At 64.3% G+C, this 22,912-nt stretch carries 22 protein-coding genes and 1 pseudogene; 3 read left to right on the top strand and 20 right to left on the bottom strand.

Annotation, left to right across the window (positions count from 1 at the left end; genetic code table 11):
- Positions 1-110 precede the first annotated feature (110 nt).
- The 17 genes and pseudogenes from era to SJH88_RS11325 form a co-directional block, all read right to left on the bottom strand.
- Positions 111-1,241, bottom strand: coding sequence for a GTPase Era (era, locus tag SJH88_RS11405; RefSeq protein WP_045267320.1), 1,131 nt, complete (start codon positions 1,239-1,241; stop codon positions 111-113).
- Positions 1,238-1,921 carry a ribonuclease III gene (gene rnc / locus SJH88_RS11400; RefSeq protein ID WP_042411308.1) on the bottom strand — a complete coding sequence of 228 codons (684 nt, stop codon included), beginning with the start codon at positions 1,919-1,921 and terminating at the stop codon, positions 1,238-1,240. The genes era and rnc overlap by 4 nt, the downstream gene beginning before the upstream one ends.
- Complete coding sequence (locus SJH88_RS11395) at positions 1,922-2,278, bottom strand: DUF4845 domain-containing protein (RefSeq protein ID WP_260674963.1); 357 nt, start codon at positions 2,276-2,278, stop codon at positions 1,922-1,924.
- A gap of 70 nt (positions 2,279-2,348) precedes the next feature.
- Positions 2,349-3,323, bottom strand: coding sequence for a signal peptidase I (gene lepB, locus SJH88_RS11390; RefSeq protein WP_239223161.1), 975 nt, complete (start codon positions 3,321-3,323; stop codon positions 2,349-2,351).
- A gap of 11 nt (positions 3,324-3,334) precedes the next feature.
- On the bottom strand, positions 3,335-5,143 hold the full coding sequence (lepA, locus tag SJH88_RS11385) for a translation elongation factor 4 (protein WP_154163785.1): 1,809 nt from the start codon (positions 5,141-5,143) through the stop codon (positions 3,335-3,337).
- A gap of 417 nt (positions 5,144-5,560) precedes the next feature.
- Positions 5,561-7,077, bottom strand: a pseudogene (locus tag SJH88_RS11380) (DegQ family serine endoprotease).
- A gap of 249 nt (positions 7,078-7,326) precedes the next feature.
- Positions 7,327-7,944: a sigma-E factor negative regulatory protein gene (locus SJH88_RS11375; RefSeq protein WP_274754543.1), complete on the bottom strand. Its 618-nt coding sequence runs from the start codon at positions 7,942-7,944 to the stop codon at positions 7,327-7,329.
- 41 nt (positions 7,945-7,985) lie between these two features.
- The gene (gene rpoE / locus SJH88_RS11370; RefSeq protein WP_042411650.1) at positions 7,986-8,615 is read right to left on the bottom strand and encodes an RNA polymerase sigma factor RpoE; all 630 of its coding nucleotides are present in this window, start codon (positions 8,613-8,615) and stop codon (positions 7,986-7,988) included.
- 77 nt (positions 8,616-8,692) lie between these two features.
- The gene (locus tag SJH88_RS11365) at positions 8,693-9,142 is read right to left on the bottom strand and encodes a hypothetical protein (protein ID WP_274754542.1); all 450 of its coding nucleotides are present in this window, start codon (positions 9,140-9,142) and stop codon (positions 8,693-8,695) included.
- A 99-nt stretch (positions 9,143-9,241) separates the two neighbouring features.
- Positions 9,242-10,486: a beta-ketoacyl-ACP synthase II gene (gene fabF / locus SJH88_RS11360; RefSeq protein WP_274754541.1), complete on the bottom strand. Its 1,245-nt coding sequence runs from the start codon at positions 10,484-10,486 to the stop codon at positions 9,242-9,244.
- A gap of 42 nt (positions 10,487-10,528) precedes the next feature.
- The gene (gene acpP / locus SJH88_RS11355; RefSeq protein WP_019575021.1) at positions 10,529-10,768 is read right to left on the bottom strand and encodes an acyl carrier protein; all 240 of its coding nucleotides are present in this window, start codon (positions 10,766-10,768) and stop codon (positions 10,529-10,531) included.
- A gap of 105 nt (positions 10,769-10,873) precedes the next feature.
- The gene (gene fabG / locus SJH88_RS11350) at positions 10,874-11,611 is read right to left on the bottom strand and encodes a 3-oxoacyl-ACP reductase FabG (RefSeq protein WP_274754540.1); all 738 of its coding nucleotides are present in this window, start codon (positions 11,609-11,611) and stop codon (positions 10,874-10,876) included.
- Positions 11,608-12,552 carry an ACP S-malonyltransferase gene (gene fabD / locus SJH88_RS11345; RefSeq protein WP_274754539.1) on the bottom strand — a complete coding sequence of 315 codons (945 nt, stop codon included), beginning with the start codon at positions 12,550-12,552 and terminating at the stop codon, positions 11,608-11,610. Before fabD ends, fabG begins: the two co-directional genes overlap by 4 nt.
- A 61-nt stretch (positions 12,553-12,613) precedes the next feature.
- Positions 12,614-13,591, bottom strand: coding sequence for a beta-ketoacyl-ACP synthase III (locus tag SJH88_RS11340; protein ID WP_274754538.1), 978 nt, complete (start codon positions 13,589-13,591; stop codon positions 12,614-12,616).
- Positions 13,592-13,597: 6 nt separating this feature from the next.
- Positions 13,598-14,650, bottom strand: coding sequence for a phosphate acyltransferase PlsX (gene plsX, locus SJH88_RS11335; protein WP_274754537.1), 1,053 nt, complete (start codon positions 14,648-14,650; stop codon positions 13,598-13,600).
- Between the two features lie 122 nt (positions 14,651-14,772).
- A complete protein-coding gene (gene rpmF, locus SJH88_RS11330) occupies positions 14,773-14,955 on the bottom strand; it encodes a 50S ribosomal protein L32 (protein WP_274754536.1) in 183 nt (60 codons plus the stop codon).
- 252 nt (positions 14,956-15,207) lie between these two features.
- Positions 15,208-15,762 (bottom strand): YceD family protein, encoded by a 555-nt coding sequence (locus tag SJH88_RS11325; protein ID WP_274754535.1) that lies wholly within the window; start codon positions 15,760-15,762, stop codon positions 15,208-15,210.
- A gap of 25 nt (positions 15,763-15,787) precedes the next feature.
- Here SJH88_RS11325 and SJH88_RS11320 point away from each other — a divergent pair, with 25 nt between their 5' ends.
- On the top strand, positions 15,788-16,390 hold the full coding sequence (locus SJH88_RS11320) for a Maf family nucleotide pyrophosphatase (protein ID WP_274754534.1): 603 nt from the start codon (positions 15,788-15,790) through the stop codon (positions 16,388-16,390).
- Positions 16,387-17,160: an SAM-dependent methyltransferase gene (locus tag SJH88_RS11315; RefSeq protein ID WP_274754533.1), complete on the top strand. Its 774-nt coding sequence runs from the start codon at positions 16,387-16,389 to the stop codon at positions 17,158-17,160. The genes SJH88_RS11320 and SJH88_RS11315 overlap by 4 nt, the downstream gene beginning before the upstream one ends.
- Before the next feature lie 138 nt (positions 17,161-17,298).
- On the opposite strand, the gene SJH88_RS11310 is transcribed toward SJH88_RS11315, so the two are convergent.
- From SJH88_RS11310 to SJH88_RS11300, 3 genes are all read right to left on the bottom strand, one after another.
- A complete protein-coding gene (locus SJH88_RS11310; protein WP_274754532.1) occupies positions 17,299-18,339 on the bottom strand; it encodes a S49 family peptidase in 1,041 nt (346 codons plus the stop codon).
- A 78-nt stretch (positions 18,340-18,417) separates the two neighbouring features.
- The gene (locus tag SJH88_RS11305; protein WP_045267331.1) at positions 18,418-19,077 is read right to left on the bottom strand and encodes an HAD family hydrolase; all 660 of its coding nucleotides are present in this window, start codon (positions 19,075-19,077) and stop codon (positions 18,418-18,420) included.
- A 28-nt stretch (positions 19,078-19,105) separates the two neighbouring features.
- Positions 19,106-20,110, bottom strand: coding sequence for an RluA family pseudouridine synthase (locus SJH88_RS11300; RefSeq protein WP_331699761.1), 1,005 nt, complete (start codon positions 20,108-20,110; stop codon positions 19,106-19,108).
- Between the two features lie 595 nt (positions 20,111-20,705).
- On the opposite strand from SJH88_RS11300, the gene SJH88_RS11295 reads away from it, so the two are divergent.
- Positions 20,706-22,912, top strand: a 2,207-nt coding sequence (locus SJH88_RS11295; protein ID WP_420921738.1) for an Rne/Rng family ribonuclease, incomplete at its 3' end; no start/stop codon positions are given.

Here is a 22,912-nt window from a genome sequence, read left to right as displayed (position 1 = left end):
GTGTCGCACAGCCGAAGAAGCCGGTGACCGCGGTGCGGGGGCGACCCGCAGACCACGGCAGGGCCACGGCCAGCGCAGACCCCAGTCCTCGGCCACGCCAGGTCCTCGATTTATTCGTAGCCGAAGGATTTGACGCGGGCCTCGTCGTCGGCCCAGCCGGAACGCACCTTGACCCACACTTCCAGGAACACCTTGGCGTCCAGCAGCTTTTCCAGCTCTTGGCGCGCTTCGGAGGAGATGCGCTTGAGGCGCTCGCCGCCCTGGCCGATGACCATGGCCTTGTGCCCATCGCGCTCGACCACGATGGTCGCGGCAATGCGCATGAAGCGCTTGTACATCTTGCTGGGCTCTTCCTCGAACTTGTCGATGACCACGGTCGAGGTGTAGGGCAGCTCGTCGCCGGTGAAGCGGAACAGCTTCTCGCGCACGGTCTCGGAGGCCAGGAACTTCTCGCTGCGGTCGGTCAGCTCGTCCTCGCCGTAGAACCAGGGCTGCTGCGGCAGGTACTTGCTGCAGATGCCGAACAGGCGCTCGATGTCGCCCTTGTTCTTGGCCGACATGGGCACAAACTCGGCGAAGGGGTGGCGCTCCTGCATGCTCTTGAGCCAGGGCGCGATCTCATGGCGGCGGCCCACGGCGTCCAGCTTGTTGGCGATCAGCAGCGTGGGAATGCCGGGCTTGAACAGGCTCAGCACCTTGGCGTCGGCCAGGGTGAAGTTGCCGGCCTCGACCACGAACAGGATCAGGTCCACGTCGCCGATCACGCCCATCACGGCCTTGTTCAGCGACTTGTTCAGCGCCGTGGAGTGCTTGGTCTGGAAACCGGGCGTGTCCACGAAGATGAACTGGGTGGCTTCCTTGGTGCGGATGCCGGTGATGCGGTGGCGCGTGGTCTGCGACTTGCGCGAGGTGATGGAGATCTTCTGCCCCACCAGCGCATTCATCAGCGTGGACTTGCCCACGTTGGGCTTGCCGACGATGGCGATCAGGCCGCAGTGCTGCTCCTCGGGCGCGTAGATGCGCACGGGCACCTCGGCTTCCACTGCCTTCTCGGCCTCGATCTCGTGGGCGCGGGCCACCAGCGAGGGCGTGGCCCCGGGCTTGGCCGCCGCCAGCATGGCGTCCAGTTCAGCCATGCTCTGGCCGGCCGGCGTCACGTCGGGCAGGTTATTGGTCTCTTTTTTGCCTTTAGCGCCCTTGGCGCCTGCGGTGCTAGCTACTTTTTTCGCAGCATCGTTCATGGGTGTTTCGCTTTCAAAATTTCCAGCATGGCGGCCGCAGCGGCCTGCTCGCCGGCGCGGCGCGAGCCGCCTTGGCCCCGCGCGCCCAGGCGCAGTTCGGGAATCACGCATTCCACCTCAAAGGTCTGCTTGTGCGCAGCGCCTGTGATCTGGGACACACTGTATTGCGGCAGCTGCATGCGCCGCCCTTGCAGCCACTCCTGCAACGCGGTCTTGGGGTCCTTCTCGGCCGCGCGCATGTGGGGGTTGATCTCCACGCCCTCGAACAGGCGGTGCACCACCTGCTCGCCGGCGGCGTAGCCGGCATCCAGGTACACCGCGCCCAGGATGGCTTCCACGGCATCGGCCAGGATGGAGGGGCGCGCCTTGCCGCCGGACTTGGATTCGCCCTCGCCCAGGCGCAGCAGCTCGGGCAGGCCCAGCTGCAAGGCGATCTGGTGGAGCGTGCCTTCCTTGACGAGGTTGGAGCGCACGCGCGAGAGATCGCCCTCGGGCAGATCGTTCAGGCGCTGGTACAGCAGGCTGGAGATGGCCAGGCTCAACACCGAGTCGCCCAGGAATTCCAGCCGTTCATTGTTGTCTGCCGAAAAGCTGCGGTGCGTCAGTGCGCGCTGCAGCAAGGCAGGGTTTTGGAAAGAATGCTGCAGCTGGCGCTGCAGGTCGTGCAGGGTGATTGGCACCTAGTTGGTCTGGTAAGAAAAACGGTAAACAAGGTAGGCCGGGCCTACCAGCGGGATGTCGCGCTCGTACTCGAAGCCCACCACCACGCGCTCATTGACTTTGCTGACGTCGAGGTCCTGACCACGCAGGCTCTTGATGTCGTCGATCTGCGCAGCCCGGTCGAAGATGTTGCGGACTTCGGGCACGGTGGTGCCTTCTCTGGCGGCCTTCTGGGAAGCTTTCTTGGCCGCTTGGTATTCCAGCCACATGGGCAGCGATTGTCCGCCAATCGCAAAAACCGCAACGGCCAGCACAGCAATCAGCACAAAGCCGATGAAGGACAGCCCCTTCTGGCTGTGACGTGGTGCACTACGCATGATCCCCCCCTCCTCTAGTGAAAGTGGCCGCATCAGCGGCCACAGAATCTTTGGATGACGCCCCGGGCGTTCAGTTGAAACTGCCGATGCGTTTGAGATTACCGAAATTCATCCAAACGAAAAAGGCCTTTCCGACAATGTTCTCGTCCGGCACGAAGCCCCAGTAGCGCGAATCCAGCGAATTGTCGCGGTTGTCGCCCATGGTGAAGTAGTGGCCTTCGGGCACCTTGCAGGTCACACCTTCGACGGTGTAGGTGCAGTTCTCACGGAAGGGGAACTCGCTGGCGCCCTGGACGAAGGCCGGCATGCCCTTGGTGTTCAGCAGACGGTGCGGCTTGTCGCCCAGCTGCTCCTCGAACTGCGCGAAGTAGCGCATGGCATCGGTGTCGAAGAAGTCGGGCAGGTCCTTGGTCGGCACTTCCTGGCCGTTGATGGTCAGGCGCTTGTTCAGGTAGGCCACGGTGTCCCCGGGCACGCCCACCACACGCTTGATGTAGTCCAGCGTGGGCTGCGGGGGATAGCGAAACACCATCACATCGCCGCGCTGCGGGGCGTTGCCTTGTGTCACCTTGGTGTTGAGCACGGGCAGGCGGATGCCATAGGTGTACTTGTTCACCAGGATCAGGTCGCCCACCAGCAGGGTGGGGATCATGGAGCCGGATGGAATCTTGAACGGCTCGAACAGGAACGAACGCAGCACGAAGACCACGAACAGCACGGGGAACAGGCCGGCCGTCCAGTCCAGCCACCAGGGCTGCTTGAGGATGCGGGTCTCGCCCTCCGTGGTGTCGACCATGTCATGGCGCAGGCCCTGGCGCTCCAGCTCGGCACGGCGTGCGGCGGCCTCGGCGTTCAGGCGCTCGGCCTCCTTCTTGCGCTGGGGCCAGAAGTAAAAGCGCTCGGCCAGCCAGTACAGGCCGGTGATGAAGGTGGCCAGGAACATCAGCAAGGCGAAGTTGCCTTCGATGGCACCGGTGTACCAGGCACCGATGTAGCCGACAAAAGCGGCCAGGATGACCGCGGTGATCCACTGCATGGCTTGCATGGGTTTCCTTGTTAGTCTTCGACCTGCAGGATCGCCAGGAAGGCTTCCTGGGGCACTTCCACCGCGCCGATCTGCTTCATGCGCTTCTTGCCCGCCTTCTGCTTTTCCAGCAGCTTGCGCTTGCGGGTGATGTCACCGCCATAGCACTTGGCCAGCACGTTCTTGCGCAGAGCCTTGACGGTCTCGCGCGCAATGATGTTGGCGCCGATGGCGGCCTGGATGGCCACGTCGAACATCTGGCGGCTGATGATCTCGCGCATCTTGGCCACCACGGCACGGCCACGGTACTGCGACTGGCTGCGGTGCACGATGATGGACAGCGCGTCCACCTTCTCGCCGTTGAGCAGAATGTCGACCTTGACCACGTCCGAGGCACGGTATTCCTTGAACTCGTAGTCCATGGAGGCGTAGCCGCGCGACACGCTCTTGAGCTTGTCGAAGAAGTCCAGCACGATCTCGCCCAGCGGCATTTCATAGGTCAGCATGACCTGGCGGCCGTGGTAGGCCATGTTCATCTGCACGCCACGCTTCTGGTTGGCCAGGGTCATCACCGGGCCGACGTATTCCTGGGGCATGTACAGGTGCACGGTGACGATGGGCTCGCGCACTTCCTCGATGCGGCCGGCGTCGGGCATCTTGGAGGGGTTTTCCACGTCGATCAGTTCGCCATCGCCCTTGAGCACCTGGTAGACCACGCTGGGCGCGGTGGTGATCAGGTCCTGGTCGAACTCGCGCTCCAGGCGCTCCTGCACGATTTCCATGTGCAGCAGGCCCAGGAAGCCGCAGCGGAAGCCAAAGCCCAGCGCCTGCGAGACTTCGGGCTCGAACTGCAGCGCCGCATCGTTGAGCTGCAGCTTTTCCAGCGCATCGCGCAGCTGGTCGTATTCCGAGGCTTCCGTGGGGTACAGGCCGGCGAATACCTGGGGCTTGACTTCCTTGAAGCCGGGCAGCGCCTTCTCGGCCGGGCCCAGGTTGTTCGGCAGCTTCTTTTCCAGGGTGATGGTGTCGCCCACCTTGGCGGCCTTCAATTCCTTGATGCCGGCGATGATGTAGCCCACCTCGCCCGCCTTCAGCGCATCGCGCGGCGAGTTGGCCGGCGTGAACACGCCCACGTTGTTGGCTTCATAGGCCGCGCCCGTGGCCATCATCTTGAAGCGCTCGCCCTTCTTGAGCTGACCGTCCACCACGCGCACCAGCATCACGACGCCCACATAGGGGTCGAACCAGCTGTCCACGATCATGGCGCGCAGCGGCGCGTCGGGATCGCCCTTGGGCGCCGGCACCTTGGCCACGATGGCTTCCAGGATCTCGTCGATGCCCATGCCGGTCTTGGCCGAGCAAGGGATGGCGTCGCTGGCGTCAATGCCGATCACGTCCTCGATCTCGGCCTTGGCGTTGTCCGGATCGGCCTGGGGCAGGTCCATCTTGTTCAGCACGGCGAACACCTCGACCCCCAGGTCCAGCGCGGTGTAGCAGTTGGCCACGGTCTGGGCTTCCACGCCCTGCGAGGCATCGACCACCAGCAACGCACCTTCACAGGCCGACAGCGAGCGCGAGACTTCGTACGAGAAGTCCACGTGACCGGGCGTGTCGATCAGGTTCAGGTTGTAGACGTTGCCGTCCTTGGCCTTGTACTGCAGCGCCGCAGTCTGTGCCTTGATGGTGATGCCACGCTCTTTCTCGATGTCCATCGAGTCCAGCACCTGCGCCTCCATCTCACGCTCGGCCAAGCCACCACAGCGTTGGATCAAGCGGTCGGCCAGCGTCGATTTGCCGTGGTCAATATGCGCAATGATGGAAAAATTTCGGATGTGCTTCATCAACGATAAGCGTCTGTAAATAAAGGGGAAAGCGGGCTCTTGGCAAGAAAAAAGGGCGCGTCTTCAAGCGACGCGCCCTGAACCAACAATCTCTGGCAACTGCGATTGGTTGGATGGCCGATTGTAGGCAAAACTGCCCAAAATCCAAGCATCCATTTCCGATGGCTGGGGCATAGCTGAATGCCTCAAAACCACTTATCTACAATTTATCCACAGCTCCGTTGATCACTCACAGGCGGGGAACCGAACCATTGTCTGCTTTCCGTTCACAGCAAGTGCTCGCTCGTGCATGGCCTGTAGCCGCGCTCATTACTCGGGCATTCTACCCAAGGCCCCGGGTAAAACCCGGGAGGCCCTCAGTAGGTCAGTCCTACACAAGGAATAGCCTCCCCTGTACAGGACCGACAGGGCAGCGCTTTACTTGCCGTTGGGACGAATAAGGACGTACTGGGTCCACTCGCCACGGCGCACCAGCAGGCTCAGGGGTTTACTCTTGTCCACCTTGGCCAGCACGGCTTCGAAGGCCTTGACGTTGCTCACTTCGCTGTTGGCGATCGCCAGCACCACATCGCCCTCGCGCAGGCCTGCACGGGCGGCTGCATCTGCGGCCGAGACGATACGCACCCCGCCCTTGATGGCCAGCGACTTCTTCTGCGCCTCGGTCAGGTCGGCCACCACCAGGCCAATCTGCTTGGCCGTGGCCGTGGCCCCCGGGGAGGACTTGCCTTCGGCACGCGCCACCTGGGCCTCGTCGGGCTCGACCTCTGCCACGGTGATGGTCAGATCGCGCATCTGCCCGCGGCGGAACACGCTGATGCTGCTCTTGGTGCCAGGCTTGGTGTTGCCCACCAGGCGTGGCAGGTCGGCGACCTTGTCGATGGACTTGCCATCGTATTTCACGATGATGTCACCGGCCTCGATGCCAGCCTTGGCCGCGGGCGAATCCGGCTCCACCGCCGACACCAGGGCGCCGCGCGCCGTGCCCAGGCCGATCGACTCGGCCACATCCTTGGTCACCTGGCCGATCTGCACGCCGATGCGCCCGCGTGTGACCTTGCCGGTGGCGCGCAGCTGATCGCTGACCCGCACCGCCTCATCGATCGGGATGGCGAACGAAATGCCCATGAAGCCGCCGGAGCGCGAGTAGATCTGACTGTTGATGCCCACCACCTCGCCGCGCATGTTCAGCAGGGGACCGCCCGAGTTGCCGGGGTTGATGGCCACGTCGGTCTGGATGAAGGGCAGGTAGTCGCCTGTGTCACGCTGCTTGGCCGAGACGATGCCGGCCGTCACCGAGTTCTCCAGGCCGAAGGGCGAGCCGATGGCCATCACCCATTCGCCGACCTTCAGGCGGCCGACGTCGCCGATCTTCACCGCGGGCAGGCCCTTGGCGTCGATCTTGACCACGGCCACGTCGGTGCGCTTGTCCGAGCCGATGATCTTGGCCTTGAACTCGCGCTTGTCGGTCAGCGTCACGATCACCTCGCTGGCGCCTTCGACCACGTGGGCATTCGTCATCACGTAGCCGTCAGGGCTGAGGATGAAGCCGGAGCCCACACCGCTGGGGCGCTCCTCGCCCTCGTCGGCATTGCCCCCGGGCGTGCCCTGGCGGGGCACGTTCGGCACAGGCAGGCCGAAGCGGCGGAAGAACTCGAGCATGTCCTCGTCCATGCCGCTCATCGAGGGCTGGGTGGAGATTTTTCCGTGGTGCGGATATTGACCACGGCGGGGCCGACGGCGTCGACCAGTTGCGTGAAGTCGGGCAGGCCCGTCACCAGCGGCGCCGTGGCCGGCGCGGTCTGCGCGTGGGCCGGCGCGATCAGCTGGTGGTCCGAAGCGCCCCACCACGCACCGGTGGCGGCACCCGCAGCAATCGCCAGGGACAGCACCACGGCATGGATGGGCTTGGGTTGCATAGAAGGCATTGTGGTCATCCTTTCCAAAATCACAGCCTGCGCAGCGCGCAGTTACATCCTCAGAAAACCGCCACGCGATTTGGTTCCCGCATCCTGCGGTTTTTGCACGTGGCAGTGGTGCCTGCAAGGCAAGGTGTATAGCAAAAAAAAGAGCGCCTTGCGTGCGCTCTTTCTTGAGTTCATAGTGTTTTACCGTTGAAACGCTTGATATTCAAGCGCAGCCAGCTCACTTTTTTTTGTCAGCCAGACGCTCGAATTGACCAACGGTCACTGGTTAGCGGCCTGCGTGCTGCGCGCCGCAAAGCTGGCGTTGCGCAGGAAATCGGCGGGCGCCTGCAGGGCGGCGCGGTACTGCTGGTGGCTGGCCATCAGGGCGTCCAGGCGCGGGTCACGCAGCACTTCGCCGTTCTCGGTGGCCACCACCACGGGCGCAGCGCCCAAGCCATTGCTGGCCAGCTGGGCCCCCTGGCCGCCGGCCGGGGTGGTGCTCACCAGGTTCCAGCCCAGCGCTGCCACGGCGGCGACGGTGGCAAAACTGGCGGCCACCTTCCAGCGGAAGACCGAGGTGTTGGCCGCCGGGTCGCGCAGGGCCACTACCGGGGTCTGCTGCGCCAGGCCGGCTGTGACCTGCTCCAGCTGCGCGGGCTGCAGGCGCAGCGCCGGCTCGGCCGCCAGCTGCTGGCGCAAGCCGGACAGCAGGTCGTGCTGGCTGTGGTGCGCCAGGTCGGGCGAGCGCAGCACATCGCCGACCAGGAGGTACAGCTCCCAGCTTGCGCAGCCGTCGGCACTTTCCGCACACGCCAAGGCCTGCTCCAGCTCATCGCCTTGGAGCTCGCCGTCCACCAGGGCGGACAGCAATTCCTTGTTCATCTCTTGTTCCATCATGGGTTCACCTGCTCACTGGCTTTTGACCGATGTCGCTTCCATCACCACCGTTTGCCCCCCTGCCGCTCCAGCAAGGGCTTGACACGTGCCGAGATGGCCTCGCGGGCCCGGAAGATGCGCGAACGCACCGTGCCGATGGGACAGTTCATGGCAGCCGCAATCTCTTCGTAGCTCAGGCCCTCGATTTCGCGCAGCGTTACAGCTTGGCGCAAATCTTCAGGCAGCGCTTCCATGGCCGCATTCACCGCGGCGGCAATCTCTTGCGCAGCCAAGACGGTCTCAGGCGTCTCGTCGGTGGTTGGTTCATGGCGAGGGCGGAAAGTTTCATCCTCGTCGTCGGAAATGTGTAACGCACTCTCCAGCACCACCGGGTCGCGCCGCATGTCCACCAGGGCCTTCTTGGCCGTGTTGACGGCAATCCGGTACAGCCAGGTGTAGAACTGCGCTTCGCCGCGAAACTGGTGCAAGGCGCGGTAGGCCCGCAAAAAGGTTTCCTGCGCGATGTCCTGCACCAGATCCGGGTCGCGCACCATGCGCGCAATCAGGCGCTCGATGCGCCGCTGGTACTTGATCACCAACAGCTCATAGGCGCGCTGATCGCCGGCGACGGTGCGCTCGACCAGTTGCAGATCGCTGTCAGAGGAAGAAGAAGGCGCAGAGGCAGATGTCATGAATGCGAAGTCTCGCGAGAACGCCTGACCGCAGTGCTGCATCCGGCGCCCTCCCGGGCTGGGAGCGTCGGCACATCTTACGGAGGATGGGCTGGTGAATATACCGCACGCCGCACATCGTCCCAGGCATGCGGCGCCCAATCCCGCTGCAGCCAAAAGCGCTGGCCCCGCTGTGCGCTGCCGGGCCAGCGCAGCAACAGCAGCGACTGCCCGTCCAGCACCACCTGCACGCTCCCAACCAGCACGGCCGACGTCCCAAGGCCCTGCCAGGTCCAGACACGGCCATCCCACTGCAGCACCCCCACCGGCATCGCACGCCAGGCCTGCCAGCCCCAAGCGGCACAGCCTCCCCAGATGGCCACCGCCCCCATCACGCGCAGCCATTGCCAGCGGCCATGGCCTGCACCCTCGACAGCCCACAGGACCAGAAGCACGGCCTCCAGGATCAGCACCGCCCACAGGCCGTTGCGCAACAGCGGCGCAGGGCGCAAGGGGTAGGTCACCGCGGGGCTGTGGCGTTCTGGCATGGCCGACTCACTAGCCAAGAAAAAACCCGCGGCTTGGCAGCCAAGCAGCGGGTTGCAGGAGGGTCACAGAAGGCATGCGCGCCCTTGTGCCGTCGGGGTTCAGATGCGCTTGAAGATCAGCGAACCGTTGGTGCCGCCGAAACCGAAGTTGTTCTTCAGCGCGACATCGATCTTGGCGTCCCGCGCCACATTCGCGCAGTAGTCCAGATCACAGTCGGGGTCCTGGTTCAGCAGGTTGATGGTCGGCGGGATCTTCTGGTCATGGATGGCCATGACCGTGAACACGCTTTCCACGCCACCGGCACCACCCAGCAGGTGGCCGGTCATGGACTTGGTGGAGCTGACCACGGTCTTGTAAGCGGCATCGCCCAGCGCAGCCTTGATGGCGTTGCTCTCGTTCTTGTCACCCAAGGGGGTCGAGGTACCGTGCGCGTTCAGATAGTTGATCTGGTCCGGGTTCACACCGGCATTGCGCATGGCATTGATCATGGCGCGGCGGGGGCCGTCCATGTTGGGCGCCGTCATGTGGCCGGCATCGGCACTCATGCCGTAGCCACCCAGTTCAGCGTAGATCTTGGCACCACGTGCCTTGGCGTGCTCGTACTCTTCCAGCACCAGCACACCTGCGCCTTCGCCCAGCACGAAGCCATCGCGATCACGGTCCCAGGGGCGCGAGGCAGCCTGGGGATCGTCGTTGCGTGTGGAAAGGGCGCGCATGGACGCGAAGCCACCGATGCCCAGGGGGGACACAGTCGACTCAGCGCCACCGGCGACGACGATGTCGGCGTCGCCGTATTCAATCATGCGCCCGGCTTCGCCGATGCAGTGCAGGCCCGTGGTACAGGCTGTCACCACCGACAGGTTCGGCCCCTTGAAGCCGAAGCGCATGGATACGTGACCGGCCACCATGTTGATGATGGAGGCGGGCACGAAAAATGGGGTGATGCGGCGGGGACCGCGATTGGACAGTTCGATCTGGGTGTTCTCGATCAGGGGCAAGCCCCCGATACCGGACCCGATCACGCAACCGATGCGGGTAGAAAGATCATCGGACAAGGCCTCGCCCGTGGGCAGACCTGCATCCCTGACCGCTTGCTCCGCTGCCGCAATGCCAAAGTGAATGAAGGTGTCCATGGTGCGCGCATCCTTGGCGCTCATGTACTCCTCCACGTTGAATCCCTTGACCTCGCCTGCAATCTGGCAGGAGAAGTTCGAGGCATCAAACTTGGTGATGCGGTCAATGCCGGACTTGCCGGCCAAAAGATTGGCCCAGGCATCGGCCACCGTGTTACCCACGGGGCTGATACATCCCAGGCCGGTCACGACAACGCGACGACGGCTCATGCGTTCAAACCTTATTCTTATCGCTCGGTGCGTAAAGACCTATCAGGCCTTGTGGTGGGTGTTGGCGTAGTCGATGGCGTTTTGCACCGTCGTGATCTTTTCAGCATCTTCATCGGGGATTTCGATGCCGAATTCATCTTCCAGGGCCATCACCAGTTCGACCGTGTCCAGGGAGTCAGCGCCCAGGTCGGCCACGAAGGCCTTTTCGTTGGTCACTTGGGACTCTTCAACGCCGAGTTGTTCAGCAATGATTTTTTTGACACGTGCTTCGATATCGCTCATGGTTTCCCTCAGGGGGTTGTGAATGAACCCGCGATTCTAGCCGCTTCGAGGAACTTGCCTCTGTTCGGCCTGCCGTCGCGAGGAAACGGCTTAACTTTCGTTAATTTACATGTACATACCGCCATTGACATGCAATTCGTGGCCGGTGATGTAACCCGCGCCTTCGGAGGCCAAAAAGGCCACGGCATGTGCAATGTCGGAGGGCTTGCCCAGATCCCCCATGGGGATCTGAGAAGTCAGCGCCTTCTTCTGCTCTTCTGGCAGAACCGATGTCATATCTGTAGCAATGAAGCCAGGCGCCACGCAGTTCACGGTGATACCGCGGCTGCCCAGCTCGCGCGCCAGCGCACGGCCCATGCCGGCCACGCCGGCCTTGGCAGCCGCGTAGTTGGCCTGCCCGGCATTACCCATCGCGCCGACCACGCTGGTCACGCTGATGATGCGCCCAAAGCGCTGTTTCATCATCGGGCGAATAGCCGCACGGCTGAGTCGGAAAACCGCTTGCAGGTTGGTGTCGATGACGGCGGACCAGTCGTCGTCCTTCATGCGCATGGCCAGGGTGTCGCGGGTGATGCCAGCATTGTTCACCAGCACATGCAGGCCGCCGTCGGTCTTGAGGATGTCGTCCAGCAGGGCGTCCACGCCGGCGGCATCGTTCACGTTCAGGTTCACGCCGCGGCCGCCCTTGGCAGCCAGGGTTTCGCCGATGCGGGCCGCGCCAGCGTCGGTCGTGGCTGTGCCGATCACGGTGTAGCCGCGCTCGGCCAGCTCCAGCGCAATCGCGGCGCCAATGCCACGCGAGGCACCGGTCACCAGCGCCACTTGTTTCTTTTGTTCGGTCATGCGAGCAATTCTTTCACTTCAGCCAGGGTGGCCGGGTCATACAGGGCCACGCCCACCAGGTCCGCATCGATGCGCTTGGTCATGCCAGCCAACACCTTGCCAGGGCCGCACTCTACCAAATGCGAGATGCCACGGGCTTTCATGGCCTGCACGCATTCCACCCAACGCACGGGGCCAAAGGCTTGACGGTACAGCGCATCGCGGATAGCAGCCGCTTCGGTCTGCACCACCACATCGATGTTGTTGACCACGGGGATCTGGGGCACACCCAGCTCCAGCGCCTCCAGCGCCAGCTTCAGCTTTTCGGCCGCAGGCTTCATCAGGCTGGAGTGGAAAGGGGCCGACACCGGCAGCGGCAGGGCACGCTTGGCGCCCGCTTCCTTGACGGCCGCGCTGGCCGCCTCGACCGCGGCCTTGGAGCCAGCGATCACGGTCTGGCCGGGGTCGTTGAAGTTCACGGCTTCCACCACTTCAGCACCACCCAGCTGCGCCGTCACGGCAGCGCAGACTTCGCGGACCTTGTCGGCCGGCAGGCCCAGTACGGCGGCCATGGCCCCCGTGCCCACGGGCACAGCTTCCTGCATGGCAGCAGCACGCAGGCGCACCAGCGGCGCTGCCTGGGCCAGCGTCAGCACGCCGGAGGCCACCAGGGCGGAATACTCGCCCAGCGAATGGCCGGCCACCGCAGCAGGGGTCGCCCCGCCTTCGGCCTGCCACACGCGCCATGCGGCGACGCCAGCCACCAGCATCACGGGCTGGGTGTTGGTGGTCAACGCCAGGTCTTCCTTGGGGCCGTTCTTGATCAGCGCACCGATGTCTTCACCCAGGGCGTCCGAGGCTTCCTGCAGGGTCTGGGCCACCACCGGGTGATCGCCCCAGGCATCCAGCATGCCCACCGATTGCGAGCCCTGGCCGGGAAAGACAAATGCAAATTTGCTCATATTGCGGTCTCTCATTCTTCGTAAAAACAGGCTTAAACGCTTGCACAGCAAGCGCTTACAGCTACATATTCAAAAGCACCGCACCCCAGGTGAAGCCCCCGCCCACACCTTCCAGCAGCACGGTCTGGCCGGGCTGGACTTGGCCGTTGCGCACGCCATGGTCCAGCGCCAGCGGGATCGAGGCCGCCGAGGTATTGCCATGCTGGTCCACGGTGACGATCACCTTGTCCATCGGCAACTTGAGCTTGCGGGCCGTGCTCTGCATGATGCGGATGTTGGCCTGGTGGGGAATCAGCCAATCGATGTCGGCATCGGTCTTGCCTGCCTTTTCCAGCGTGGCACGCGCCGCTTTTTCCAGCACGCCCACGGCCAGCTTGAACACCGCCTGACCATCCATGGTCAGCAGGGGCGAGCCCAGCACCTGCCCTCCCGACACATTGCCGGGCACGCACAGGATGCCGACGTGGCTGCCATCGGCGTGCAGGTCGCTGGCCAGGATGCCTGGCGCGTCGGAAGCCTCCAGCACCACGGCACCGGCGCCGTCACCGAACAGCACGCAGGTGGTGCGGTCGCTGAAATCCAGGATGCGGCTGAACACCTCAGCCCCGACCACCAGCGCACGGCGGGCCCCGCCGGAGCGGATCATGGCGTCGGCCACGGTCAAGGCATAGACAAAACCGCTGCACACGGCCTGCACGTCAAAGGCTGCGCAGCCGTTGGCGCCCAGCTTGTTCTGCAAGATGCAGGCGGTGGAAGGGAACACCATGTCGGGCGTCGAGGTCGCGACGATGATGAGGTCGATGTCCTGCGGTGTCAGGCCTGCGGCCTCCAGCGCCTTGCGCGAAGCCTCCAGTGCCAGATCGCTGCTGCTGGTGGCGGCATCGGCAAAGTGGCGCGCCTCGATGCCGGTGCGCTCCACGATCCATTCGTGCGAAGTCTCGATCCCACGTTCAGCCAGCTCGGCCGCCAAATCGTGGTTGGTCAGACGGCGCGGAGGCAGATAGCTGCCCGTGCCGGTAATGCGTGCGTAACGTGTCATCTCGTCTCAATCTGCCGCAGCAGCAGGCGCGGAAGGGGTGCCCGACGCTGCCAACAGCGTGGCCGCCTGGGCAATCCGACCTTGCACACGGTCTAGAAGGTTGTTGCGGGCTGCATCATAAGCGCGGTTGAGCGCATGCTCGTAAGCCGACTTGTCTGCGGAGCCATGGCTCTTGAACACCAGGCCGCGCAGGCCCAGCAATGCGGCGCCGTTGTAACGGCGGTGATCCATGCGCTTCATCAGCGCTTTTAGCACCGGATACGCCACGATGGCCGCAAGTTTCGTCAAGATATTGCGCTTGAATTCGGCCTTCAAGCCACCTACGATCATGGCTGCCACGCCTTCGGAGGCCTTCAACGCCACGTTGCCGACAAAACCGTCACACACGACGATGTCCACACTGCCCTTGAAGATGTCATTACCTTCCACGTTGCCGATGAACTGGATGGCCTTGGCATCACCCGCCGCGCGCAGCAGTTCGCCCGTGCGCTTGATGACTTCGTTGCCCTTGATGGCTTCCTCGCCAATGTTCAGCAAACCCACCGAAGGCTCGGCATGGCCAGCATCCAGCGCCGTCACCAGCGCCGAGCCCATGACGGCAAACTGCAACAGGTGCTCGGGCTGGCAATCCACGTTGGCCCCCAGGTCCAACACCGTGGTGGCGCCACCCTGGTCGTTGGGCAGTTGCGTGGCAATCGCCGGGCGGTCAATACCGTCCATGGTCTTGAGCAGGTAGCGCGACACGGCCATCAAGGCGCCGGTGTTGCCGGCGGACACCGCCGCATGGGCCTTGCCGTCCTTGACCTGCTGGATGGCCACACGCATGGAGGAATCTTTTTTGCGACGTAAGGCCACCTCGACGGCTTCGTCCATGGTCACAACTTCCGAGGCATGCAGGATCTCGGCGCGCTCATGCGCCTGCCACCCCGCAAACGCTTGCGGCAGGCCGACCAGCAGCAAGCGTACATCCGGGTGGGTGGAGAGAAATTGGCGGCACGCGGGAAACGTGACGCTGGGGCCATGGTCGCCCCCCATGCAATCGACTGCCAGTGTGATCATGAATAGCATTACCCGTCTGCACGAGACCGGCAACCAGTGACTAATAAATAAGCGGCATTAAAAAGCACAAAAGCCCGAGCTACAACAAAAGTAGCTGCGGGCCTTGGGTCAGCCGAGGCAAATTAGACTTCGGACTTGTTCTTCAGCACTTGACGGCCACGGTACACGCCGTTGGGGCTGATGTGGTGACGCAGGTGCACTTCACCGGTGGTGGTTTCCACAGCGATGCCGGGCACATTCAGAGCGTTGTGCGAACGGTGCATGCCGCGCTTGGAAGGGGACTTTTTGTTTTGCTGAACAGCCATGATGGCTCCTGGTCTTGAAAGGGTTGGTGAAAAACGCGATCAGCCCATTAAAGACACGAGGGGGTTTCGCGCGAAGCCCCCGATTATAGCTCAAACCCTTGGAACAAAGCGAACCACCCCGCAACTTGGCAGGATGACCTCGGTACGCACCGGTTCACACCACGTGTCTTCCACAGCTTGGTCGCTGGGTTACCCACAGCGCACCAACAGGAAACCGCCTTGCGGCGGCTTGCAACTGATCACCAAAAAACGTCAGTCTTGGCCGCCATTCTTGCGCAGCCCGGCCAACACTGCAAACGGATTGGTCTTTTCCGTGACGGCCTGCTCGAAGTCTTCATCGCTGGAGGCCATGGGCACCACGGCCGGGCACACCTCATGCATGGGCACCAGGGGCAGCTCCATCAGCAGCTCATCCTCGATCAGCTCGCGCAAGTTGAAGTCCTTGCTGAGGGCCAGCAGGTCCTCTTCCGCCTCATCGTCCAGGACTTCGGCCGTGGCCTCGTCCTTCACAAAGCGGAAGGAGCGCTCGGCATGCAGCGCAATCTCGGCCACTTCCAGGCAGCGCTGGCAGACCATGGGCACGCTGCAGTCGGCCTGCAGGTGCAGCCAGATGTGGCCGGCGCCACCCATTTCGGCCACATGCTCGCCTTCGGCACTCCAGGTGACGACCGCTGCATCCTGCACCGGGGCTTGCGCCTCCTGCTGCAGACGCTCATACATCGATAGCGGATCCTGACCTTCCAGCAGCGCGCCAGCCTTGGCAAACGCGGCCACATCAAGGTGATCCGGAGAAAAGTCCTTGCTCATGGCGGCAGTGTAAGAGAATCCCAGCATGTCTGAATCCCACACCCCACAGCGCCCCTTGATCCTGGGGTCCACCTCCCGCTACCGCCGCGAACTGGTGGAGCGCCTGAACCTGCCCTTCACCACCGTTTCGCCCGAAGTCGACGAAACCCCGCTGCCCGGCGAAGCCCCCGGCGCGCTGGCCCTGCGCCTGGCCCTGGCCAAGGCCCATGCCGTGGCCGCCATGCACCCCGAAGCCATCGTGATCGGCTCCGACCAGGTCTCGGACCTGAACGGCCAGCCCATGGGCAAACCCGGCACGCACGAGCGCGCGGTCGAGATGCTGCGCGCCATGCGCGGCCAGACGGTGATGTTCCACACGGCCGTGGCCGTGGTGTGCCAAGCCACCGGATTTGCACAAAGCGATGTCGCCGTCATCCGGACCGTGTTCCGCAGCGACCTGAGCGACGACGCGATCGAGCGCTACCTGCGTGCCGAGCAGCCCTACGACTGCGCCGGCAGTGCCAAGAGCGAAGGCCTGGGCATCAGCCTGCTGGATGCCATCCACAGCGACGACCCCACCGCCCTGATCGGGCTGCCCATGATCCGCACCTGCCGCATGGTGCGCGCCGCCGGGATTGCCCTGCCATGAGCACGCCGGGCACGCTGTACCTGGTCCCCGCGCCGCTGGACTTCGGCTGCGCCACGCAATCCCCCATCACCGATGTGCTGCCGGAGCTGACGCTGCGCACCGCCGCGCGCCTGCAGCACTGGGTGTGTGAGAACGCCAAGAGCACCCGCGCCTACCTCAAGCGCGTGGGCGAACACCACCCCCTGGCCGTGCCGCTGCAGCAGATGCAGCTGCAGGAGCTGCCGCGCGAAGCCCATAAAAAAGGCGACCACGGCGGCCAAGGTGGCGCGGTGTTTGATGCCAAGGCCCTGCTGGCGCCCGCCCTGGCGGGCCACGACATGGGCCTGGTCAGCGAAGCCGGCATGCCCGCCGTGGCCGACCCTGGCAGCTCCATCGTGCGCGCGGCACACGATGCCGGCATCCCGGTGGTGCCACTGGTGGGCCCCGTGTCGCTGCTGATGACCCTGGCGGCCAGCGGCCTGAACGGCCAGAACTTCGCCTTCGTCGGCTACCTGCCCCAGGACGCCGCCCAGCGCGTGCAGCGCATCAAGGAACTGGAGCAGCTGGCCCAACGCCACAACCAGGCCCAGCTGTTCATCGAAACGCCCTACCGCAACCCGGCCCTGTGGCAGGCGCTGCTGGGCAGCCTGCAACCCGGCACCCGCCTGGCCCTGGCCAGCGGACTGACGCTGGAGAGCGCGCGCATTGCCAGCCGCAGCGTGAAGGACTGGAAGAAACTGGGTACGGAACCCGACAACCGCACCCCGGTGGTGTTTGTCATCGGCCAATAGGTAACCACCAAAACCAGAGCGCCTTGCGCTTGGTTTGCAAGGCTTTCAGACGCAAAACCATCTGAAAACCGCAGCAGACCAGCGCAAGGCGCTCTTTTTTATGCAGACCCTGCCGCCGCAGCAGCGGCGGGCTGACGATCAGCGGATGGCGGGCATCATGCCGTGCAGCGCATCCACCGCACCGCCGCCCACGGCAGCGCCAAAGCGTTTGGCAAAGCGCTCGGCAATGTTCTCGCTGCGCGTGTAGTCGATCACCTGTTCGGCCTGCACCACGTCGCGGGCCACGCTGTCCAGGGTGCCGTACTTGTCGGCCAGGCCCTGCTCAATCGCTTCCTGGCCCGTCCAGAACAGGCCACTGAAGGTGTCATCGGTTTCCTTCAGGCGCTCGCCGCGCCCCTGGCGCACCACGTCGATGAACTGCTGGTGAATCTGGTTCAGCATGGTCTGCGCGTGGGCGCGCTGCCCTGGCTCCAGCGGGCTGAAGGGGTCCAGCATGCCCTTGTTGCTGCCGGCGGTCAGCAGGCGGCGCTCCACGCCCAGCTTATCCATGGCGCCGGTGAAGCCAAAGCCATCCATCAGCACGCCGATGCTGCCGACGATGCTGGCCTTATCGACAAAAATTTCATCGGCCGCCGCGGCGATGTAATAGGCCGCCGAGGCGCAGGTTTCCCCCACCACCGCATAGATCGGTTTTTGGTGCTGGGCCTTCAGGCGGCGGATTTCGTCGTTGATCATGCCGGCCTGCACGGGGCTGCCGCCGGGCGAATCGATCATCAGCACCAGGGCGCGCGAGCCCTGGTCTTCCAGCGCGCTGCGCATGGCGGCGATGATGAATTCCGCATTCGCATTCGCATCGCTGGCGATGGCGCCCTTGATCTCGACCACCGCCGTGTGCGGCCCGCTCATCGCCGCCGTGGCGCTGTCACGCCCCAGCCACCAGAACGTGGCCAGAAAGGCGCCCAGCCAGGCAAAGCGCCAGAAGATGCGCCAGCGCCGCGCGGCGCGCTGCTCGCGCACCGTGGCGAACACCAGGCGCTCCAGCACATCCCGCTCCCAGCCCGGAGCGGCAGGCGCCGCCGCCTGCGGGGCACCCGATGCGGCACGCGCCCACAGATCCTGCCCCGGCTGCGGTTCAGACGATGGAAACCCCTCGCGATCGGGGGTGGATGGAGTGCTCATGGGTGCTCTATTCTCAAAATCAGGCCAGAACGGAAGTATGCCAGCGCGGCTGCGGGCAGCGGGGGCAAAGTGCGCCGCTCAGGCATTGCTGCGCAGCCACTGGTGCAAGTCTGCGACATCCGCCGCCACGTGCAGGGGCTGGCAGGCCTGCAGGTCCCGGGGGTCGTGCGCGCCATAGGCCACCGCCACGCTGGCGCAACCGGCGTTGCGCGCCATCTGCAGGTCGTGCGTGGTGTCGCCAATCATCAGCAGGCGCTCGGGCGGCACGTCCAGTTCGGCCATCAACTCCTGCAGCATCAGCGGGTGGGGTTTGCCGGCGGTCTCATCGGCCGTGCGCGAGCTGTCGAACATGCCGCGCAGGTCAGCATGCTGCAGCGCCTCGTTCAGCCCGCGGCGGCTTTTGCCCGTGGCCACGGCCAGCCAGTGCCCGCGCTCGCGCAACGCTTCCAGCATGGGCAGCACGCCGGCAAACAGGGTGATCAGCTCCTGCTGCTTCAGATAGTGGTAGCGGTAGCGGTTGGCCAGGTCGTTGTACTTCTCCTGGGGCACGTCGGGCGCGGCATGGGCCAAGGCCGGCAGCAGCGCCATGCCGATCACGTACGAGGCCTGGGCGTCCGACGGCACCGTGCCGCCGACATCGGCCACCGCCAGCTGGATGCTGCGGGTGATCGCCGCAGTGGAGTCGAACAGGGTGCCGTCCCAATCGAAGGCAATCAAATCAAATTTACGAGCAGACATCGCAATACAGTTCCAGGTTGCAGGCCATTCAGGCCACAAAGTCCGCCAGCTCCGGCGGCAGTTCGGCTCGCAGCTCGATGCGCTCGTCCGTGGCCGGGTGGTTGAACTGCAGTCGCCAGGCATGCAGGAACATGCGCTTCAGCCCCTGCTTGGGCAGGCGCTTGTTCAGGTCGAAATCGCCATACTTGTCGTCCCCCGCAATTCCATGCCCTTGCGAGGCCAGGTGCACGCGGATCTGGTGGGTGCGGCCGGTCTTGATAGTGACCTCCAGCAGGCTCATCGCCGGCAGCCCCTGCAGCGGGCGCGGCGCATGCTGGCTGCGCACCTTCACCAGGGTCAGGGCCCGCATGGCATCGGGATCGTCGGCCGTGGTGGTGCGCACACGGCGCTCCCCGTCGGGCAGCAGGTATTTGTGCAGCGGGGTGTCGATCACCTTCTTGTTGGCCGGCCAGACGCCGGGCACCAGGGCCAGGTAGGTCTTGCCGGTTTCGCGCTCGCGGAACTGGTCCTGCAACTTGGTCAGCGCCGAGCGCTTCTTGGCCACCAGCAAGATGCCCGAGGTCTCGCGGTCCAGGCGGTGCACCAGCTCCAGGAACTTGGCCTGGGGCCGCGCCTGGCGCAACTGCTCGATCACGCCGAAGCTCACGCCGGAGCCGCCATGCACGGCCACACCGGCCGGCTTGTCCAGGGCGATCAGGTGGTCATCTTCAAATAGGATGGGAAACTCGCGCGCAGGCGCCGGACGCTCGGCCTTTTCCTGGACCCTGTCGGAAATGCGCACCGGCGGCACGCGCACCACATCCCCAGCTTTCACTCGGGTATCGGCATGGCAGCGCCCCTTGTTGATGCGGACCTCGCCGCTGCGGATGATGCGGTAGACATGGGTCTTGGGCACGCCTTTCAGGTGGCGCATCAGAAAGTTATCCAGGCGCTGGCCGGCACCATCTTCGTCCACCGCAATCAACCGTACAGCGGAAGCTGCGGGGTTCTGGGTAGGTTCTGGGGGCTGTTTGCCCTCTATAATGTGTTTCACCTGCGCGTTATATAGTGTAAGTGGTTGATTTTTCTGGATTTTAGTCCACACAGCCATTTCCCCGGCGCAGGCAGGTCGATGCCACGGATGCCGTGCCCATCAAAATCCACCCGATTGTCGGTGGTCTCGGGGCGGGATCTGGCTGGTTGACGCATTGAAACACTGAACGGAATCTTCACGTGGATGGTGGTGTTTGGAGCCGCTTGCTCCAAGCCATCCACGTCTTCGAAATCGGCGAGTATGTGGGTACTTCTTTCTTGGTTGCTTGGTATGACGCAGCGGCAGATGCCGGTGCTGCGTGCCCGCACGCCAGGCGCACGCCCTGTCCTTCGCGCTGCCACAGGCCATCACCGCACGGTGCGGGACCTGCGCACAGCGTCACTCGCCCCCTGCCCCCTGCCCTTGCCACCGTTGCTGACCTAAGCAACGCCATCGCAATCAGGCCCAGGTCGATTCCCCCTTCTTTTCGTTTCAGCGCGGCAACCCGGCATCTTCGGCTCCTACAGAGCCTGTCTTTGATGAAGAGTCAAAGGCGTGTCGGTACCGCAGCGCGTTGCTGCTGGCCGGCCGCCACACAACGAAAAGGATATGCATCATGAAACGGATGCTGATTAACGCGACGCAGTCTGAAGAACGCCGCCTGGCCATCGTGGATGGCCAGAAGCTGCTGGACTACGAGATCGAGATCGAAGGTCGCGAACAACGCAAGGGCAACATCTACAAGGCGGTGGTCACCCGCGTAGAGCCCTCGCTGGAAGCCTGCTTCGTGGATTACGGCGAAGACCGCCACGGTTTCCTGCCCTTCAAGGAAATTTCCAAGCAGTACTTCGCCGAAGGCGTGGCCCCCAGCCAGGCCCGCATCAACGATGTGATCCGCGAAGGCCAGGAGCTGATCGTCCAGGTCGAGAAGGAAGAACGTGGCAACAAGGGCGCGGCCCTGACCACCTTCATCTCCCTGGCGGGCCGCTATGTGGTGCTGATGCCCAACAACCCCCGTGGCGGTGGCGTCTCGCGCCGCATCGAGGGCGAAGAGCGTGCCGAACTCAAGGAGGCCATGGACCAGCTCGAGTACCCCAAGGGCATGTCCATCATCGCGCGCACGGCCGGCATCGGTCGCTCCGCCCCCGAGCTGCAGTGGGACCTGAACTACCTGCTGCAACTGTGGACCGCCATCGACGGCGCAGCCAAGGGCGGCAAGGGTGCCTTCCTGATCTACCAGGAATCCAGCCTGGTGATCCGCGCCATCCGCGACTACTTCAACAATGACATCGGTGACATCCTGATCGACACCGACGACATCTACGAACAGGCGCAGCAGTTCATGGCGCACGTCATGCCTGAGCATGCCGCTCGCGTGAAGCGCTACCGCGACGACGCCCCGCTGTTCAGCCGCTTCCAGATCGAACACCAGATCGAGTCGGCCTACTCCCGCGTGGTGCAGCTGCCCTCCGGCGGCGCCATCGTGATCGACCACACCGAAGCCCTGGTGTCGGTGGACGTGAACTCGGCCCGCGCCATCAAGGGCGGTGACATCGAGGAAACCGCCACCCGCACCAACCTGGAAGCCGCCGACGAAGTGGCCCGCCAGATGCGCCTGCGCGACCTGGGTGGTCTGATCGTGATCGACTTCATCGACATGGAAGAGTCGAAGAACCGTCGCGAAGTGGAAAACCGCCTGCGCGACGCCCTGCGCCAGGACCGTGCCCGCGTGCAGTTCGGCACCATCAGCAAGTTCGGCCTGATGGAAATGAGCCGTCAGCGCCTCAAGCCCGCGCTGAGCGAAGGCGCCCACATCAACTGCCCACGCTGTGGCGGCTCCGGCCACATCCGCGACACCGAGTCCTCGGCGCTGCAGATCCTGCGCATCATCCAGGAAGAGTCCATGAAGGACAACACGGCCGCCGTGCACTGCCAGGTGCCCGTGGAAGTGGCCTCCTTCCTGCTCAACGAGAAGCGCACCGAGATCGCCAAGATCGAGCTCAAGCAGCGCGTCTCCGTGCTGATGGTGCCCAACAAGTCGATGGAGACGCCGCACTACAAGCTGGAGCGTCTCAAGCACGACGATCCACGCCTGGAAAACCTGGACGCCAGCTACAAACTGGCCGAGGAAACGGAAGACGTGACCAAGGTCACCCGCCGCTCGCAGGAACCCACCAACAAGCAGACGCCGGTCATCAAGGGTGTGCTGCCCGATGCGCCGCCCGCGCCCGAAGCGCGCCCCCAGCCTGTCGCCCGCAACGCCGACAAGCCCCGCACCGGTGGTGCCCAGCGCCCCCAAGCCGCCGCAGCGGCTGCGCCACGCACCGAAGTGCGCGAGCAAGGCTTCTTTGCCTGGCTCAAGAGCCTGTTCGGCTTCGGCGCCAAGCCGGCGGTGGAAGCTGTGGCACCGGCCAAGGCCGAGACTCCACGCGAAGGCCGCCAGGGCGAGCGCAATGGCCGCAACGGTGAGCGCAATGGCCGCAATGGCGAGCGCGGCAACCGCCGTGGCGAGCGCAGCGAACGCGGTGACAACAGCGAACGCGGTCCCCGCAACGAAGCCGGTGGCAGCGAACGTGGCCGCCGCGGTGAACCACGCAACGACCGGAACGAACGCGGCGAACGCAGCGAACGCAGCGAACAACGTTCGGGCGACAGCAACCGCCCCCAGCGTGAGCCCCGCGGCCGTGAACGCCAGCCACGCAATGCCGAGGTGAGCGAGCAGCGCAACCTGCAAGCTGCGGCCCCTGGTGACGCCAGCCTGCAGGCCCCGGAGACCCGAACGCGCCGAGCGCCAGCCACGCCGCGAGCGCGGCGAGCGCCGTG

Source organism: Comamonas sp. GCA5 (assembly GCF_036541385.1).
Taxonomy (GTDB): Bacteria; Pseudomonadota; Gammaproteobacteria; order Burkholderiales; family Burkholderiaceae_C; genus Comamonas; species Comamonas aquatica.
Note: the sequence above shows the minus strand (reverse complement) of the source record. Positions and strands in the feature narration are given on the sequence as shown.

Excerpts from the sequence above, each read along its gene's own strand:
- era (WP_045267320.1), bottom strand. The coding sequence starts at position 1,241 with ATGAACGATGCTGCGAAAAAAGTAGCTAGCACCGCAGGCGCCAAGGGC.
- SJH88_RS11395 (WP_260674963.1), bottom strand. The coding sequence starts at position 2,278 with ATGCGTAGTGCACCACGTCACAGCCAGAAGGGGCTGTCCTTCATCGGC.
- lepB (WP_239223161.1), bottom strand. The coding sequence starts at position 3,323 with ATGCAAGCCATGCAGTGGATCACCGCGGTCATCCTGGCCGCTTTTGTC.
- lepA (WP_154163785.1), bottom strand. The coding sequence starts at position 5,143 with ATGAAGCACATCCGAAATTTTTCCATCATTGCGCATATTGACCACGGC.
- SJH88_RS11375 (WP_274754543.1), bottom strand. The coding sequence starts at position 7,944 with ATGATGGAACAAGAGATGAACAAGGAATTGCTGTCCGCCCTGGTGGAC.
- rpoE (WP_042411650.1), bottom strand. The coding sequence starts at position 8,615 with ATGACATCTGCCTCTGCGCCTTCTTCTTCCTCTGACAGCGATCTGCAA.
- SJH88_RS11365 (WP_274754542.1), bottom strand. The coding sequence starts at position 9,142 with ATGCCAGAACGCCACAGCCCCGCGGTGACCTACCCCTTGCGCCCTGCG.
- fabF (WP_274754541.1), bottom strand. The coding sequence starts at position 10,486 with ATGAGCCGTCGTCGCGTTGTCGTGACCGGCCTGGGATGTATCAGCCCC.
- acpP (WP_019575021.1), bottom strand. The coding sequence starts at position 10,768 with ATGAGCGATATCGAAGCACGTGTCAAAAAAATCATTGCTGAACAACTC.
- fabG (WP_274754540.1), bottom strand. The coding sequence starts at position 11,611 with ATGACCGAACAAAAGAAACAAGTGGCGCTGGTGACCGGTGCCTCGCGT.
- fabD (WP_274754539.1), bottom strand. The coding sequence starts at position 12,552 with ATGAGCAAATTTGCATTTGTCTTTCCCGGCCAGGGCTCGCAATCGGTG.
- SJH88_RS11340 (WP_274754538.1), bottom strand. The coding sequence starts at position 13,591 with ATGACACGTTACGCACGCATTACCGGCACGGGCAGCTATCTGCCTCCG.
- plsX (WP_274754537.1), bottom strand. The coding sequence starts at position 14,650 with ATGATCACACTGGCAGTCGATTGCATGGGGGGCGACCATGGCCCCAGC.
- rpmF (WP_274754536.1), bottom strand. The coding sequence starts at position 14,955 with ATGGCTGTTCAGCAAAACAAAAAGTCCCCTTCCAAGCGCGGCATGCAC.
- SJH88_RS11325 (WP_274754535.1), bottom strand. The coding sequence starts at position 15,762 with ATGAGCAAGGACTTTTCTCCGGATCACCTTGATGTGGCCGCGTTTGCC.
- SJH88_RS11320 (WP_274754534.1), top strand. The coding sequence starts at position 15,788 with ATGTCTGAATCCCACACCCCACAGCGCCCCTTGATCCTGGGGTCCACC.
- SJH88_RS11315 (WP_274754533.1), top strand. The coding sequence starts at position 16,387 with ATGAGCACGCCGGGCACGCTGTACCTGGTCCCCGCGCCGCTGGACTTC.
- SJH88_RS11310 (WP_274754532.1), bottom strand. The coding sequence starts at position 18,339 with ATGAGCACTCCATCCACCCCCGATCGCGAGGGGTTTCCATCGTCTGAA.
- SJH88_RS11305 (WP_045267331.1), bottom strand. The coding sequence starts at position 19,077 with ATGTCTGCTCGTAAATTTGATTTGATTGCCTTCGATTGGGACGGCACC.